The 15,684-nt window shown below is 68.9% G+C and carries 14 protein-coding genes and 2 pseudogenes; 4 read left to right on the plus strand and 12 right to left on the minus strand.

The window, feature by feature from the left end; translation table 11 throughout:
• Positions 1 to 284: 284 nt before the first annotated feature.
• Entirely contained in the window at positions 285 to 1,067 is a 783-nt protein-coding gene (locus ACFOMP_RS14610) for a WecB/TagA/CpsF family glycosyltransferase (protein ID WP_379031808.1), read from the plus strand.
• On the opposite strand, the gene ACFOMP_RS14615 is transcribed toward ACFOMP_RS14610, so the two are convergent.
• The 5 genes from ACFOMP_RS14615 to ACFOMP_RS14635 form a co-directional block, all read right to left on the minus strand.
• Positions 1,064 to 2,098 (minus strand): ABC transporter ATP-binding protein, encoded by a 1,035-nt coding sequence (locus ACFOMP_RS14615; RefSeq protein WP_379031811.1) that lies wholly within the window; start codon positions 2,096 to 2,098, stop codon positions 1,064 to 1,066. The two genes, ACFOMP_RS14610 and ACFOMP_RS14615, sit on opposite strands and share 4 nt — an antisense overlap.
• Positions 2,095 to 2,877 (minus strand): ABC transporter permease, encoded by a 783-nt coding sequence (locus ACFOMP_RS14620; protein WP_379031814.1) that lies wholly within the window; start codon positions 2,875 to 2,877, stop codon positions 2,095 to 2,097. The genes ACFOMP_RS14615 and ACFOMP_RS14620 overlap by 4 nt, the downstream gene beginning before the upstream one ends.
• Positions 2,874 to 3,722, minus strand: a complete 849-nt coding sequence (locus ACFOMP_RS14625; RefSeq protein ID WP_379031817.1) for an ABC transporter permease — start codon at positions 3,720 to 3,722, stop codon at positions 2,874 to 2,876. Before ACFOMP_RS14625 ends, ACFOMP_RS14620 begins: the two co-directional genes overlap by 4 nt.
• Positions 3,723 to 3,788: 66 nt before the next feature.
• On the minus strand, positions 3,789 to 4,895 hold the full coding sequence (locus tag ACFOMP_RS14630; RefSeq protein ID WP_379031820.1) for an ABC transporter substrate-binding protein: 1,107 nt from the start codon (positions 4,893 to 4,895) through the stop codon (positions 3,789 to 3,791).
• A gap of 151 nt (positions 4,896 to 5,046) precedes the next feature.
• Positions 5,047 to 5,886: a 2-keto-4-pentenoate hydratase gene (locus tag ACFOMP_RS14635; RefSeq protein ID WP_379031823.1), complete on the minus strand. Its 840-nt coding sequence runs from the start codon at positions 5,884 to 5,886 to the stop codon at positions 5,047 to 5,049.
• Positions 5,887 to 6,040: 154 nt separating this feature from the next.
• Here ACFOMP_RS14635 and mutS point away from each other — a divergent pair, with 154 nt between their 5' ends.
• Positions 6,041 to 8,677: a DNA mismatch repair protein MutS gene (gene mutS / locus ACFOMP_RS14640; protein ID WP_379031827.1), complete on the plus strand. Its 2,637-nt coding sequence runs from the start codon at positions 6,041 to 6,043 to the stop codon at positions 8,675 to 8,677.
• On the opposite strand, the gene ACFOMP_RS14645 is transcribed toward mutS, so the two are convergent.
• From ACFOMP_RS14645 to ACFOMP_RS14670, 6 genes and pseudogenes are all read right to left on the minus strand, one after another.
• Positions 8,674 to 10,029: a glycosyltransferase 61 family protein gene (locus ACFOMP_RS14645; protein ID WP_379031830.1), complete on the minus strand. Its 1,356-nt coding sequence runs from the start codon at positions 10,027 to 10,029 to the stop codon at positions 8,674 to 8,676. The two genes, mutS and ACFOMP_RS14645, sit on opposite strands and share 4 nt — an antisense overlap.
• A gap of 37 nt (positions 10,030 to 10,066) precedes the next feature.
• Positions 10,067 to 10,375, minus strand: a pseudogene (locus tag ACFOMP_RS14650) (peptidase); the annotation flags it as partial.
• A pseudogene (locus ACFOMP_RS14655) lies at positions 10,373 to 10,658 on the minus strand (circularly permuted type 2 ATP-grasp protein); the annotation flags it as partial. The pseudogenes ACFOMP_RS14655 and ACFOMP_RS14650, both read right to left, overlap by 3 nt.
• Position 10,659: 1 nt before the next feature.
• Positions 10,660 to 10,791: a hypothetical protein gene (locus tag ACFOMP_RS14660; protein ID WP_289894271.1), complete on the minus strand. Its 132-nt coding sequence runs from the start codon at positions 10,789 to 10,791 to the stop codon at positions 10,660 to 10,662.
• Between the two features lie 267 nt (positions 10,792 to 11,058).
• A complete protein-coding gene (locus ACFOMP_RS14665; protein WP_379031833.1) occupies positions 11,059 to 13,410 on the minus strand; it encodes a M10 family metallopeptidase in 2,352 nt (783 codons plus the stop codon).
• Positions 13,411 to 13,430: 20 nt separating this feature from the next.
• Positions 13,431 to 13,766 (minus strand): hypothetical protein, encoded by a 336-nt coding sequence (locus tag ACFOMP_RS14670; RefSeq protein WP_379031836.1) that lies wholly within the window; start codon positions 13,764 to 13,766, stop codon positions 13,431 to 13,433.
• Between the two features lie 296 nt (positions 13,767 to 14,062).
• Between ACFOMP_RS14670 and ACFOMP_RS14675 the strand changes: the two genes are divergently transcribed.
• Together ACFOMP_RS14675 and ACFOMP_RS14680 are read left to right on the plus strand one after the other, a co-directional pair.
• Entirely contained in the window at positions 14,063 to 14,401 is a 339-nt protein-coding gene (locus tag ACFOMP_RS14675) for an STAS domain-containing protein (RefSeq protein WP_379031839.1), read from the plus strand.
• A complete protein-coding gene (locus ACFOMP_RS14680; protein WP_379031842.1) occupies positions 14,398 to 15,030 on the plus strand; it encodes an ATP-binding protein in 633 nt (210 codons plus the stop codon). The genes ACFOMP_RS14675 and ACFOMP_RS14680 overlap by 4 nt, the downstream gene beginning before the upstream one ends.
• Here ACFOMP_RS14680 and hspQ read toward each other — a convergent pair.
• Positions 14,969 to 15,301 carry a heat shock protein HspQ gene (hspQ, locus tag ACFOMP_RS14685; RefSeq protein WP_289894276.1) on the minus strand — a complete coding sequence of 111 codons (333 nt, stop codon included), beginning with the start codon at positions 15,299 to 15,301 and terminating at the stop codon, positions 14,969 to 14,971. The two genes, ACFOMP_RS14680 and hspQ, sit on opposite strands and share 62 nt — an antisense overlap.
• Between the last annotated feature and the right edge of the window lie 383 nt (positions 15,302 to 15,684).

The following is a 15,684-nucleotide window of genomic DNA, read 5'->3' on the forward strand; positions in this document are numbered from 1 at the left end:
CCTGCGGGCCCAAATCATTCAACAACTGGCAGGCGTGTCCGGCATACCGAATTCTACGCCCCGGACCAACCGTTAAAACCAGTCGAATGCCTGCCTTTTTAGGCAGAATCGGCCCGACCGGGGCCGGATCGGCCCGGGGCCGCGACACCCTGCCGCAGGGGCGGCGGCCGCGCGGCGGGCCCTGGCCCCCGCCCTTGCCGGCCAGACGCCGGGAAGGGCGTTGCAATCCCGCCGCCGCCGCCACATCCTGCCGGGAAATCCCGGCCCCATCCCCGAGGCGCATCATGCATTTCAGCTTTCCCGACGGCAGCGCCGTGCAGATCAACTGCCCGGATTCCGCGGCGCTTCTGGCGGCGGTGCGGCAGCGGCTGCAGGACCGGCGCGGCTTCGCCATCGCCACGCTGAACGTCGATCACCTGCAACGGCTGGGCGAGGATGCCGGCTTTCGCGCCGCCTATGCCGCGCATGACCTGGTCTGCGCCGACGGCAATCCCATCGTCTGGCTGTCCCGCATCGCCCGCCGCCCGGTGGCGCTGGCCCCCGGCTCGGACCTGGTGCTGCCCCTGGCGGCCGAGGCGGCGCGGGCCGGCCTGCCCGTCGCCCTGATCGGCAGCAGCGACGACTCGCTGGCGCGGGCGGCGCAGAGCATGGCCCGCGCCGTGCCCGGCCTGCGCGTCGCGCTGACCCATGCGCCGGGCTTTCCCTTCGATCCGCTGGGCGAGGAAGGCGCCGAGATCATCGCCCGCATCCGCACCTCGGGCGCAAGGCTGTGCTTCCTGGCGCTGGGCGCGCCGCGGCAAGAGCTTTTCGCCATCCGCGCCCGCGACGCGCTGGGCGATACCGGCTTCGCCTCGATCGGGGCGGGGCTGGATTTCCTGTCGGGCCATCAGCGCCGGGCGCCGGGGCTGCTGCGCAGGCTCAAGCTGGAATGGCTGTGGCGGATGCTGTCCGATCCGCGGCGGCTGTTTCTGCGCTATGCCAAGGGCTTCGCCATCCTGCCCGGCCATGTCCGCCAGGCTTTGGCACTGCGCCGCGACGGTCGGGGCGGAGCCGGCGCGCGCAGTTAGCCGGCAAGCACCAGCCAGCCGGTCCGGGCGGCGGCCAGATGCACCTGCGCGCCCGGCTGCGGCAGGGCGGCGCCGGGCTCGTTGAACCGGTCCAGCACCACCTCGCGCCCCGCCACCCGGGCCCGCAACCGCTGGACCGAGCCGAGGAACTCGACGCCGGCGATCTCGGCCGGGATGCCCTCGGGTGCGATGCGCAGGCTTTCCGGCCGCGCCGCCAGGGTGACGCGGCCGGCCGGCAGCGGACGGTCCAGCGCGATCTCGGTCCCCTCGACGCGGACCAGGCCGCGGGCCGGGTCCAGCACCTCGGCCGGGAAGCGGTTCAGCGTGCCGACGAAGCCGGCGACGAAATCGGTGGCGGGCCGGTTATAGATCTCGGCCGGGGTGCCGGTCTGGTCGGCCACGCCCTTGTGCATGACCACGATGCGGTCGGAAATCGACAGCGCCTCTTCCTGGTCATGGGTGACGAAGATGGTGGTGATGCCCAGCTGCTGCTGGATCTCGCGGATCTGGTTGCGCAGGCTGACGCGGATCTTGGCGTCCAGCGCCGACAAGGGCTCGTCGAGCAGCAGCACGCGCGGCCGCGGCGCCAGCGCCCGGGCCAGCGCCACGCGCTGCTGCTGGCCGCCCGAAAGCTGCCACGGGTAGCGGCCGCCCAGGTCCGGCAGGCCGATCAGCTCCAGCATCTCGGCCACGCGGCCCGCGCGGTCGGCCCGCGCGACGCCCGCGACCTTCAGACCGAAGCCCACGTTCTCGGCCACGGTCAGGTTCGGGAACAGCGCATAGGACTGGAACACCATGCCGATGCGGCGCTGGTTCGGCCGCGACCGGGTCACGTCCTGGCCGTCGATGCTGATGCGGCCGGCGCTGGGGGTTTCGAACCCGGCGACCATGCGCAGCACCGTGGTCTTGCCGCAGCCCGAGGGGCCGAGGAAGGACACGAACTCGCCCTTCTCCACCGACAGGTCGAAGTCGTGGACGACCTTGGTCGGGCCGAAGGATTTCTGCAGATGGTCGAGGGTCAGGAAGCTCATGTCGGTTGAATCCGTGTGCCGAACAGGCGGGAGATCAGCTGCATCAGCCCCATGCAGCCCCAGGTGACGGCGAAGGCGATCACCGCCAGCGCCGCCGGCTCATAGGCGCGGTTGGCGCCCAGAAGCTGCATGTAGGGCCCGAAGGCGGGACGGTTCAGCAGCGCCGCCATGGTGAATTCGCCGATGACGATGGCGAAGGACAGAAAGGCGCCGGACATCACCGCGCCCAGCACATTGGGCAGGATCAGCCGGCCGATGATCCGCACCCAGCCGGCGCCCAGCGATTGCGCCGCCTCGGTCAGCGAGCGCACGTCCAGCGTGGACAGCCCGGTGTCCACCGCGCGATACATATAGGGCAGCGCCAGCGTGGCATAGCCGCAGAGCAAGAGCAGGTTGGTGCCGGATGCCGTGCCGGTCAGCGGCAGGATCGAGCTGGTGTTGTAAAGCCGGATATAGCCGAAGACCACGACGATGGCGGGAATGACCAGCGGCAGCAGGGTGATGAACTCGATCACCGGGCGCAGCCGCGGCAGGCGCAGCCGCACCCAATAGGCGGTCGGCACCACGATCAGCACCCCCAGCACGATGGTCAGCAGCGCCATCACCACGGAATAGCAGAAGGTCTGCCGGAAGGCCGCGTCCGACAGCACCGAGCGATAGGCGTCCAGCGAATATTCCCCGCGCCGCATCCGCAGCGAGAATTCGATGGTGCCGATCAGCGGCAGCAGGAAATACAGCGCGCCGACCACCAGTGCCGCCCAGGACCAAAGCCGTTTCATCGCATCCACCTTTCGGCCCGGCTGCGCATGATGACATAGGCCAGATTGGCAAGCCCCGTGACCACGATCATGCCGAAGGCCATGGCATAGCCCAGATGCGGGTCTTGCAGCACGTCGCCGCGGATCTGCGCGAACAGCATGATCGGCACGATGGACAGCGACGATCCGGTCAGCGCATAGGCCGTCGCCACCGCGCCGAAGCTGTTGGCGAACAGCAGCGCAAAGGTGCCCAGCAGCGACGGGAACAGGATCGGCAGCGCCACCATGCGCCAATACTGCCCGGTCGAGGCGCCCAGCACCTCGGCCGCCTCGCGCCATTCGCGCTTCAGCCCCTCCAGCGCCGGGGTGATGATCAGGATCATCAGCGGGATCTGGAAGAACAGATAGGTCAGCGTCAGGCCCCAGAAGCTGAGCAGGTTGAAGCCCATGGCATAGATGTTGATGCCGAACCATTGCCGCAGCAGCATCGTGACCAGCCCCACCCGCCCCAGCGTGGCGATGAAGGCGAAGGCCAGCGGCACCCCGGCGAAGTTCGAGGCGACGCCCGAGAAGGTCATCAGCGGCGCCTTGATCCAGCGCGGCACGCCGCCCATCACCACCGCCGCCGCCATGGCGAAACCGATCAGGCAGCCCAGGATCGCCGAGGCCAGCGACACCTTGATCGAAATGGCGAAGCTGTCGACGATCCGCGGCGAGGCGAGCCCGGCCAGATTGGCCAGGGTGAATCCGCCCTGCGGATCCTGAAAGGCGCCGATGACGATGTTCATCGTCGGCAGCACCAGGAACAGGGCCGCGAAGGCGAAAAAGGGCAGGACGCCCAGCCAGTTCCAGCCGATCTGTCTCATTCCGCCTCGCCCGTTCGGGACGGCCCCGCCGCGTCGGGCGGGGCCGTCACGCCTTGTTCTTGCGCCTTATTCCTTGACCGCCGCGCCGACGACGCTGTCCCAGCCCTCGGTCACCACCTTCTTGTTGGCCTCCTGCTGCTCCAGGGTCGGGAAGATCGCCTTCTCATAGGCCTCGGCCGGGGGCAGCGCGTCCAGCAGCTCCTGCGGCACCTTGCCGTTCTTGACCAGATCGTTGAAGCGGATCGGGTGGCAATAGCCCTTGAGCCAGGCCAGCTGGCCCTCGTCCGAATACAGGTATTCCATCCACAGCTTCGCCGCGTTCGGATGCGGCGCATAGGCCGAGATCGCCTGGACATAGACGCCGGCCACCACGCCGTCCTCGGGGATCACCACCTCGACCGGCGGGTTGCCGTTCAGCCCGTCGCGCCACGACAGCAGGTTATAGTCCCATGCGGTGACGATCGGCGTCGCGCCCTGGGCGATGGTCGCCGATTTGCCGATGACCGGGACAAAGTTGCCGGCCTTGTTCACCTCGGCCATCAGCTCCATGCCCTTCTGGCCCGAAGCCTCGCCCGCCTCGCCGCCATTGGCGATGCCGGCCGCCATCACCGAGATGATCGCCTGGGCCGAGGCGCGCGGATCGCCGGCCAGCGCGAAGGCGTTGGCATAGTCCGGCTTGGTCAGGTCCTTCCAGCTTTTCGGCACCGTGTCGATCAGGTCCGAGTTCACGCCGAAGGCCATCACGCCGTAATAGTCGCCATACCAATAGCCCTCGGCATCCTTGGCATCCTCGGGGATCGAGTCCCAGGTGGCGACCTTGTAGGGCTGGATCAGCCCCTCGTCCTTGGCCTGCGGGCCGAAGGACAGGCCGACGTCGATCACGTCGGGCGCCTGCGGGCCCTTGTTGTCCTTGTTGGCGCGGATCGCCTCCAGCTCGTCGGCCGAGCCGGCGTCGGGGTTCAGCTCGTTGACCTTGATCTCGGGGTATTTCGCCTTGAAGCCCTCGATCACGCCGCCATAGTTGCACCAGTCATGCGGCAGGGCGATGGTGGTCAGCATGCCCTCGGCCTTCGCGGCTTCTTCCAGCGCCGCCAGATCCTGCGCCGAAGCGGCGCCGGAACTCGCCAGCAGGGCCAGGGCGGCAAGCCCCGCCGCGGTCGATTGAATGGTCATTGGTCAACTCCGTTACAGAACACGCCCGCTGCAGGCGGCTGCTGCCACCTAGCGGCCCCGAGTGACAGTGTTGCGACACAGCCCCCCGCAAAGCAAAGGTTTTTTCCCGATCTGCCGAAACAGGCAGGCCGGCCGGCAACCTGACCCAAGGTCACGGAACCAGCGTCACGCCCACCTTCATCGCCCGGCCGCCGACGCGGTAATCCGCCTCGACCCGGTGGCCGGGCCAGGCGGGATGCAAAGAGCCCAGCGAACCCAGCGAGATGACCGAGCCCGGCTTCAGCTCGTAGCTGCCTTGTTCGACCAGCCACAGCACCACATCCAGCGGATGGCCCAGCAGCATCTCGCCCGAGCCGGTGCCGATGCTCTTGCCGTCCAGCTTCAGGTTGACGGTCAGCGCCGCCAGGTCTGCGACCGGATCGTCCAGGTCGGCGATGGCGATGCCGCGCCCCAGCACGCCGCGCCACGGCGTCACGCCATAGGCGGCCATCAGCGGCCCGGTCGGCGCCACGTCCTTTTGCAGGGCGATGTCGGGCAGCTCGATGAAGGGCCGCACGTCGCGCAGCGCCGCCGCCACCTCCTCGCGCGTGCGGGCCTGCATGATGGCCGCGCTGCCGACCGTCACCACCAGATCGGCCTCGAAGAACGGCGCCCGGCTGCCCTTGAGGCTCAGCCGCGCCCCGTCGGGCAGCAGCATCGGCGCGAACAGCGCGCCGGTGACCGGGGCGGTCACGCCGAACCGCTCCTGCACCGGCTTCGAGGTGAAGCCCACCTTCACGCCGACCGGCGGGCCCAGCTCGGCCTCGAGAATGCTGCGGAAGGCGGCATAGGCGCAGATCCCGTCCTCGACCGTGCGCACCAGCGGATCGGGCAGGCGCTGGCCGGCGATCCAGCCGCGGGCGGCGTTCTGCATCAGCGAGACATCCGGGCAGGCCGCGACGGCCGCGCCCGCCAGAGGCAACAGCATTGCGCCCAGAATCAAGGATTTCATTCCCATGCCTCACGAATATCTTTCGCCAGACGATGCCGCAACAAAGGCCGGCTGTCACCGGGATTCTTGCGCCCCTGCGGCAACCTGGCGGCATGCGGTTTGCATCGGCCCGCGCATCCCCTAGAAGAACGGGACCGAGGCGACGAGGCTGGACATGAGCGATCAACCCACCCCGATGATGGCGCAGTATCTCGCGATCCGCGAGGCCAATCCCGGCGCGCTGCTGTTCTATCGCATGGGCGATTTCTACGAGATGTTCTTCGAGGACGCCGTGGCCGCCGCCGCGGCGCTGGACATCGCGCTGACGAAACGCGGCACGCATCTGGGGCAGCCGATCCCGATGTGCGGCGTGCCGGTCCATGCGGCAGAGTCCTATCTGCTGGCGCTGATCCGCAAGGGCTTCCGCGTCGCCATCGCCGAACAGATGGAGGATCCGGCCGAGGCCAAGAAGCGCGGCTCGAAATCGGTCGTGGCCCGCGACGTGGTGCGGCTGGTGACGCCCGGCACCCTGACCGAGGAATCGCTGCTGGAGGCGCGGCGGCACAATTTCCTGGCCAGCTTCGCCGCCGTGCGCGAGGATTCGGCGCTGGCCTGGGTGGACATCTCGACCGGCGCCTTCCGGGTCATGCCCTGCCCGCCGGCACGGCTGGCCCCGGAACTTGCCCGCCACGCGCCGCGCGAATTGCTGGCCGCCGAAGGCTCGCAGCTTGACGAGATCGCCGCCGAGGCCGGCGCGGCGCTGACCGAACTGCCCGGCGGCAGCTTTGACAGCAGCGCCGCCACGCGCCGGCTTTGCGCGCTGTTTTCGGTCGAGACGCTGGACGGTTTCGGCCAGTTCAGCCGCGCCGAACTCGCCGCCATGGGCGCCATCGCCGATTACCTGGAGCTGACGCAAAAGGGCCGGATGCCGCTGATCCGCCCGCCGGTGCGCGAGGCGCTTGGCGGCGCCATGCAGATCGACGCCGCCACCCGCCGCAACCTGGAACTGACCCAGGCGCTGTCCGGCGGCCGCGAGGGCTCGCTGCTGGCCGCCATCGACCGCACGGTGACGGCGGGGGGCGCGCGGCTGCTGGAACGCCGCATCGGCGCCCCCTCGCGCGATCTGGCCGAGATCCACGCCCGGCAGGCCGCCGTCGCGCATCTGGTGGACGACCCGCGGCTGACCGGCGACCTGCGCGAGGCGCTGTCGCGCGCGCCCGACATGGACCGGGCGCTGTCGCGGCTGGCGCTGGAACGGGGCGGGCCCCGCGACCTGGCCGCGATCCGCGCCGGGCTGACGCAAGGCGCGGCCATCGCCGCCATGCTGGGCGATGACGAGATCGCCGTGCTGGCCGAGGCGGCGCGCGACCTGACCGGCCATGACGCATTGATCGACCTGCTCGACGATGCGCTGGTGGCCGAGCCGCCCTTGCTGACCCGCGACGGCGGCTTCGTCGCGCCGGGCCATGACGGGGATCTGGACGAGACCCGCCGCCTGCGCGACGAGGGCCGCGGCGTCATCGCCCGGATGCAGGCCGATTACATCGCCGAGACCGGGGTGCAGAGCCTGAAGATCAAGCACAACAACGTGCTGGGCTATTTCATCGAGACCACCTCGACCCATGCCGAACGCATGCTGGCCCCGCCGCTGAACGAACGCTTCATCCATCGCCAGACCACCGCGAACCAGATCCGCTTCACCACCGTCGAACTGTCGGAACTGGAAACCCGCATCCTGAACGCCCGCGACCGGGCGCTGGAGATCGAGCGCGAGATCTTTGCCCGCCTGGCCGGCGCGGTGCTGGACCGCGCCGGCCCCATCGGCCAGGCGGCCCGCGCCCTGGCCGAGATCGACCTGACCGCCGCCTTTGCCGATCTCGCCTCGGGCGAAGGCTGGGTGCGCCCCGAGGTCGATGCCAGCCGCGCCTTCGTGATCGAGGGCGGCCGGCATCCGGTGGTGGAACGCGCGCTCAAGCGCAAGGGCGAGGCTTTCGTCGCCAACGACTGCGCGCTGACCGAGGGCGAGACCCCGGCGATCTGGCTGCTGACTGGCCCGAACATGGCCGGCAAGTCGACCTTCCTGCGCCAGAACGCGCTGATCGCCATCCTGGCCCAGGCCGGCGGCTTCGTGCCCGCCCGCCGCGCCCATGTCGGCCTGGTCAGCCAGCTTTTCAGCCGCGTCGGCGCGGCGGACGACCTGGCGCGGGGGCGGTCCACCTTCATGGTCGAGATGGTCGAGACCGCGGCGATTCTGAACCAGGCCGACGACCACGCGCTGGTGATCCTGGACGAGATCGGCCGCGGCACCGCGACCTGGGACGGGCTGTCCATCGCCTGGGCGGTGATGGAGCATCTGCACGGCCAGAACCGCTGCCGGGCGCTGTTTGCCACCCATTACCACGAGATGACCAGCCTGTCGGCCCGGCTTCCGGGCGTCGAGAACGCCACCGTCGCCGTGCGCGAATGGGAGGGCGAGGTGATCTTCCTGCACGAGGTCAGGAAGGGCGCCGCCGACCGCAGCTATGGCGTACAGGTGGCGCGGCTGGCCGGGCTGCCGCCCGCGGTGGTGGACCGGGCCCGCGACATCCTGCACCAGCTGGAAAGCGGCGAGCGGCAGGGCACCGGCAAGCCGGCGGCGCTGCTCGACGACCTGCCGCTGTTCCGCGCCGCCCCGGCGCCGGCGCCGGCGGCCAGGGCGCAGCCCTCGGCGGTCGAGGCGCGGCTGCGCGACCTCAATCCCGACACGATCAGCGCCCGCGAGGCGCTGGACCTGGTCTATGAGCTGCGGGGCATGCTGGGTTCCGAGGGTTAGGGCGCCGCGTCCTGCGCCAGCGCCTCGTCCACCAGCTCAAGGATGCGGCGGGTGGCGTTGCGGCCGACATGCACGCCCAGCAACCCTTCCGAGACCGGCGGCACCTGCCCCAGGTCGGAAAGGCCCGCGATATCGGCGAAGACGGTATCGTAACGGCAGCGCGAGACATGCGCGGCGGGCAGGAAATCGCCCCAGCGATGCAGCTGGGTCTGGCGGGTGCCGATCTCGATCACCAGCGCGCCGGGCCGGGCATAGACCATGTTCGCCAGCCCGGCGCCGTGCGGCGCGATCAGGATATCCGCCGCCTGCATCTGCGCGATCTGCTCGAGCGGGCTCAGGTGCTCGAACGCCACCACCCGGAAGCCGCGGGCGGACAGTTCGGCCAGCAGCGCCTTGTGGCCGGTGATGCCGCGCGCCCGGGCGTCGCCGGCCTCGTCGCGGCCCATCCAGACCAGGCGCGGCCGCTCCTCGACCAGCTTGCCGGGCAACTGGCGCAGCGCATGTTCGCGCAGCAGCCGCAGGCTGCTGTCATAGGAGGCCATGAAGACGGCCTTGCGTTGAAGGGATTTCGAGCGCAGCTGGTCGGCCCAGCGCGGATCCACCCCCGGCTCGGCGATGGCGGCCAGGATGCGCTCGTCGCCGGTCTGATAGAGATAGTGCCGGTGGCTGTAATGCGCCCGCACCCGCTCATAGCTCTGCCGGCCCGTGACGAAGGCCACGCGATCCGCGATGCCGGGAAAGACCGCGGCGATGAAACCGGGGATGAAATCCCGCACCTCGTCCTGCGGCAGATGCAGGTTGATCGGCTGGCCGCTGTCGTCATCGGCAAAGGCGGCCAGGCAGCCCAGGGTCTCGACGGTGAAATGGTAATAGTTGAAGCCGTTCTTCAGCTCGATGGCGATGGGCAGATCCTCGGCCAGTTCCTTCCAGACCGGCAAGGGCAGATCGGCGTCACGGCGCGCGCGCCGGAAGGCGTCGTGCAGCCGGGACTGGCGCTGCTCGTCCGGGTTCTTCTGGTCATAGCGGGTCCGCATCCGGCCGCCCGCGGCGCCGTTCAGCCAGCCCCGCTCGCCGATCATGGCGAATCCGTGCCGGAAGGTCGCGTCTTCCAGCAGCACGGGCGCGCAGTTGATCTCCATCACGCTGGCCAGCGCCCGCTGCTGCTGCCGGTCGATGGCATTCTGCTGCGCGCCGCGCAGCGCCGGATCGTCGCTTTCGGCGAACAGCCGCACCCGCGCGCCCTCGGTCGGGCGCATGACCCAGCCCGGACGGGGCGGCAGATAGGACAGGCCGGGATGCAGGCCCGGCATGTGGAACACCGACATCGGGGGACGGGCAAGATCAATCTTCATCTGCCTCTCCTCGGTCTTGGGTCCGCGGGGGCTGCGGTCAGATCGTGACCTTCACGAAACTGTCGCGCAGCGCCGCGAACCGGGCGGCGGACATGGCCATGAAGGCCGGGTCGCCCTCCAGGATACGGCGGGTATGCGGGACCGCGCACGCATCCTTGCGGATGACGGCCAGGTCCAGAGGCATACCCACCGACAGATTCGAGCGCAACGCCGAATCCCACGACAACAGCACCGCCTTCTGCGCATCGGCAAGATTCGTCTCAGGCCGCACCACCCGGTCCAGGATCGGCTTGCCGTATTTGCGCGCGCCGATCTGCAGGAAGGGCGTGTCCTCGGCCCGGTCCAGCATGCCGTAGCCGCCCGAGCCCTGCATTGGTCATGACCTGGCGATAATCCTGGTCCTTCCACAGCGTCCAGGTCGGGACGTTGCGCAGGATCGGCTCCTCTCCCAGGCAGGGGCGGACCATCTCGGGCACGAAGGTATAGACCGCCTTGTCGTCGGCCACGCCGGCGCCCGGCGCCGCGGCGATGCCGACCCCGCCCGAGCGATAGACATCCATCAGCCCGGGCACGCCCAGCATGGAATCGCGCCGGAAGCACAGCGGGTCCAGGAACGGATCGTCGATGCGGTCAGCCGGTCCGGGTCGCCGCCCCGCCATAGACCGCGAAGGTGATGCCGATGCGGCGGAACAGCGCCTCGGCCTCGGCCCGCTTCATCCGGCGGATCTCGGCGGGCATGGTGTCGATCCCGTCCGAGAGCATGGCTAGGACTCGCGCACCCGGCTGCCCTCGACCATTTCATGGCAATACATCGTCATCGCTGGACCCTCGCCGCTGCCGCTGGTCTTCGCATCCGGGCGCGCGCTGTCCACGGGCCCCTACCCTGGCGGCAGGGGGTCTTCCGCTTGGCAGGATCGCGGCAGCCTGCTGCCGAAAATCAAGGCGGCGCGGGGGCCGAAGGGTCCGGCTTTCGGCAGCCAAAAGGCGGCGCGGACCCGCGACGCCTTCTTGGTCGGGCAAGGCGGCCGGTCAGACGACGATCAGGTCGTTCTGCAGGGCGGCGATGCTGGTCAGGCCGTTCAGAGTCAGCGTATTGCCGTTGCCGAAGTCGAAGACGGTACTGCCGCCCGCCACGCTGGCATGGGACAGGATCTGCGCCACGCTGCGCACCCCGCCGCCCCACAGCGCATCGTCGATGCGCAGCGTGTCGACATCGTCCCGGAAGTCCTGGATCACGTCGCGCCCGCCATGAAAGGCGAAATGATCGGCACCAAGGCCGCCAAACAGCGTGTCATTGCCCGCCAAGCCGGCCAGGACGTCGTCGCCGACCCCGCCATGCAGGGAATCGTTGCCCAGCGCGCCGAACAGCGTGTCGTTGCCCGCCAAGCCGAACAGGCTGTCATTCCCCAGCCGCCCGTCCAACAGATTGGCATGGCCGTTGCCGATCACCCGGTTCGCCAGCGCATTGCCGGTGCCGTTCTGCGCCGTATTCGAGATCAGCGTCAGGTTCTCGAGATACGCGCCAAGCTGCATCGAGACAAAGGACCGCACCATGTCGATGCCCTGCCCGGCCATCTCGCGCAGCTGGTCGCGCCCATCGGTGACGTAGAAATCGTTGCCGGCCCCGCCGATCAGCACATCGGCCCCGGCGCCGCCATCCAGCCAGTCATTGCCATGGCCGCCGCTCAGCGTGTCGTTCCCGGCCAGACCGAACAGGCTGTCATGCCCCAGCAGCCCGTTCATCTGGTTGGCATAGAGGTTGCCGGTCAGCCGGTTCGCCAACTCGTTGCCGGTGCCGTTCTGCACCCCGTTCGCGATCAGTTCGAGATTCTCGAAATTGGCCCCGAGCTGCATCGAGACCAGCGCGCGCACCGTATCCACCCCGGCATTCGCCGCCTCGGCGATGCTGTCATGCGCATCGACGACATAGGTGTCGTTGCCGGCGCCGCCCTCCAGCCGGTCCTGGCCGCCGCCGCCGTTCAGCGTGTCATCGCCGTTGTTGCCGCGCAGCGTGTCGTTGCCGGAACCGCCACGCAGCAGGTTGTTGGCCCAGTTGCCGATCACCAGGTCGTGGCCGTGGCCGGCCTGCACGTTCTCGATCACCGTGCCGAAGGCGATCGAGATATTGCCGACCAGCCCATAGGCGTTCGATACCGTGCCCGGCGCCAACGAGATGCGCTGGTTGTGGCTGTCGCCGGCCAGGTCCAGCATGTCCACGCCGCCCTGGTCGAAGATGGCGAAGGTGATGTCGTCGCGGGTATGCGCGTTGCGCAGCATGCCGGCGATGGTGGCATAGGCCGCGCCGGCATTGGTGTGCTCGCCATAGGTGTTGCTGCCGGTACGGATCGCGGTCGGGCCGTAAAGTTCCTGCATCGCCATGATGTCCGCGATCATCGCCGAGGCGACATAGGCGCGGGTGGCGTGGACGGCCGTGTTCTGCTGCTGGTTGAAATAGGACATGATCGTGGCCTGCCAGCTATCGTTCAGATAGTGGTTGTCCACGCCGTAAACCGCGCTGCCGTTGTAGTTGCCGGCATGGCCCAGCCCCAGCGCATGGCCGATCTCGTGGATATAGGTCTGGTAGCTGTAGCCGTTGAAGCCGGTGCCATAGGCGCTCAGCCAGTCCAGCCCGACATTGACATGCGAGCTGATGATGCGGCCGCCGCTGACGACCGAACTGGAATAGGCGCCGGTATCGTTGTCGTCGAAGGTGATGTGAAGGGTGGCGTTCGGACCCGGGTTGCGGTTGAAGCGGATGCCGGTCACCGCCTCCCAGGCGTTCAGCGCCATATTGGCCAGCGTGCGGCCGGCCGCCGTCAGGCTGGACAGGTCCACGTTCAGCACGTCGCCCTGCCCCACGTCGAAGGCCCGGCGTTCGCGGCCGGTGCTTTCCCAATAGCCGTCGGTCAGTTGCTCGGCGATCTCGGCCATGGTGAAGTTGCGCAGCGGCTGCCGCGCCGCGATGCCCAGGCTGTAATTGCCGGAATAGGCGCCGGCATAGCTGCCCGCCTCGAGGTAATAGGTGCCGGGCTGCGTGACGGTCAGGACCAGGCGCGAGTTCAGCGAGCCGCTGTCGTCGTTATGGGCGACCTCGATGCCGGCACCGTTCATCACCCGCAGATAGGGGTCGTACAACCCGGCGCCGCCGCGTCCTTCCAGCGAGATGATGTAGGTGCCGGGCTGCAACTGCACCCGCACCCAGTCGGCGTCGCCGGCCCCCAGGAAGCCGTTGAACGTATCGCCCACGTTGATCCTGTAGCCGGTCCCGGTCGAGGCCGGGGCATCGCCGCCCTCGCTCCGCACGGCGCGCGCCACATCGGCCGCGGCGCCGAATTGCGGGTGGTCCGGCGCGCCTGCGTCGAAACTCCTGGCAAGACTCATGGCCAATTCCTTGTTTGAACTCATTTCCGGGAAAGCGCCTCGCCCAACAGCAGCCGCGCAAAGGATCTCAGCTGCGCCTCGGGGATCGTGGCGCGATCCATGACCGAAAGCTCGATCTCGTCGCCCTCGTGCCGGCCCGAGGCGTCCTCGACGATCAGCCGCGCCCGCAGCCGGTCCGGGCGCTGGCTTTCCGCCTCCAGTCGCAGCCGCAGCGGCGCATCGGCCGCCGGCAGCAGGGGATGGCCGGACTGGCGCAGCTCGTCCTGCAGAGCGGCACAGACTTGCGCGACCACCGCATTGCCGGGTTCGGGGCAGGTCAGGGCGACGGGGCCGGCCCGGCCGGGCGCTCCGCTCATGACAAGGGCCGCAAGCACGAACGCGGGCAGGAAGGCGGGACGCATGGGCTCATCTCTTGTCCGGGGCAGGCCACTCATTCACCGGCAGATTAACTCGCCGCTCTGGGTAACATCAACGTGTCTGCACCCGGCCCCGGCCTGATCTTTCGGACAGTTCCGACACCGTTTCGCGGCCGATGCGGAGCATTCGACGCAAATTTCGAGGGCTTGTGGCAGGCCGGGCCGGCCTCCGCTTACCGATCGGTAAGGTTTGCGCGCTAGAACAGTCCTGGAAAAGACCAACGGCGGAACCAGACATGCAACTGACCTTGCTGCCCCAACCGGACGGGGTGACGATCCGCGTCGACGAAAAGCGCCTCGACGCCGCCATCGCCACGGCTTTCAAGGACCGCGTGCGCAGCATGATCGTCGATGGCGGCGCGCTGGTGGTGCTGGACCTGCGCGGCGTCGATTTCATCGACAGCTCGGGCCTTGGCGCGGTGATCGCGCTTTTCAAGGCGATGCCGGCCGACCGCCGGCTGGTGCTGACCGGCCTGACCCCGAATGTCGAGCGGGTGTTCCAGTTGACCCGCATGGATACGGTGCTGGCCATCCGCAAGGATCCGCCGCCCGGCCAGAAAGGCCCCGCGCCATGAACGTCCCCCCGCCCCCGCCCGACAGGCGGCTGCACCGGCCATCGGCGGGCCCCCGGCCGATGTTCCACCGCATGTTCCGCGCCGATCCCGAAACCGTGCGTGCGGCGCTGCTGTTCCTGCGCCAGCGCTTCGACGGCAGCGCCGAGGACGAGGTGGTCGCCAGGCTGGAACTCGCGCTGGCCGAGGTGCTGAACAACATCTGCGAACACGGCACCCGGTCCGAGGCGACGCGGTTGGGCGGCCGGCCGCACGCGCCGCTGATCCATCTTTGTGTCGCCCGCCATGTCGGCGGCATCGCCTGCGCGGTGACCGATGACGGCCGGCCGCTGCCGCTGTCCTGTCTCGACCCCAGATGCCTGCCCCATCCCGGCTTCGACGCCGGGGATTCCGCTTCGGTCCTGCTGCTGCCGGAAGGCGGTTTCGGCTGGTTCCTGATCCAGGAACTGACCGCCTCGCTCAGCTATTTCCGCGAAGGCCGGCGGAATTTCCTGGCCTTCATCGTGCCGGTGACCGAACCGCTGATGCAGGGCGCCCCCGCGCCCGGACCGGCCAAGGACACCGCTCCGCTCAGTTCAGCCCGAATTGCAGCGGATAGCGGCCGTCCTGGAATTCGCCGAACATCTCGGTGACCTCGGGATGTTCCAGCGGCTCGCCGGAATGGTCCGGCACCAGGTTCTGTTCCGAGACATAGGCGACGTAATAGGTCGCCTCGGTCTCGGCATAGAGATGGTAAAAGGGCTGGTTGCGCGACGGCCGCGATTCCTCGGGGATGGATTCGTACCATTCCTCGGTATTGGCGAATTCCGGGTCGACGTCGAAAATCACCCCGCGAAACGGATGTTCGCGGTGGCGGACCACCTGGCCCAGATTGTATTTCGCCGTCTTGGACGGAATCCGCATCGCATCTTTCCCGTTTGGCGCGGCTCATACAGCGAGCCCGCGCCACTGTCCACCGTCCCGGGCAGCACAGGACCGTCGCGCCCTGGGCTGCGGCCGCGGTGGCGCACGCCTTTCGCCCGCGACCGGGCGGCAGGATCGTCGTTCAGCGCCCTGGTCGGGCGGCGATTCCCGGTCCGGTGCCGGCGCCATGGTCGGCAGCGCCATCTTGACCGCGCCGTCCTTCACCTGGTCTGGCACGCGCCGGACAGATCGGCACCCGGTTCTGCGCGTCATGGATCCGCTTCACCGGCAGCGGCCCGAACTGGGCAGCGACCGCCGCGCAAGCGTTCGGACGGAAACCAATCAGCAGCCAGGGCAGCCCTTCGGACCCGCCGGCAAGGCGT

The organism is Paracoccus simplex (assembly GCF_042648325.1).
In the GTDB taxonomy this organism is placed as follows: domain Bacteria; phylum Pseudomonadota; class Alphaproteobacteria; order Rhodobacterales; family Rhodobacteraceae; genus Paracoccus; species Paracoccus simplex.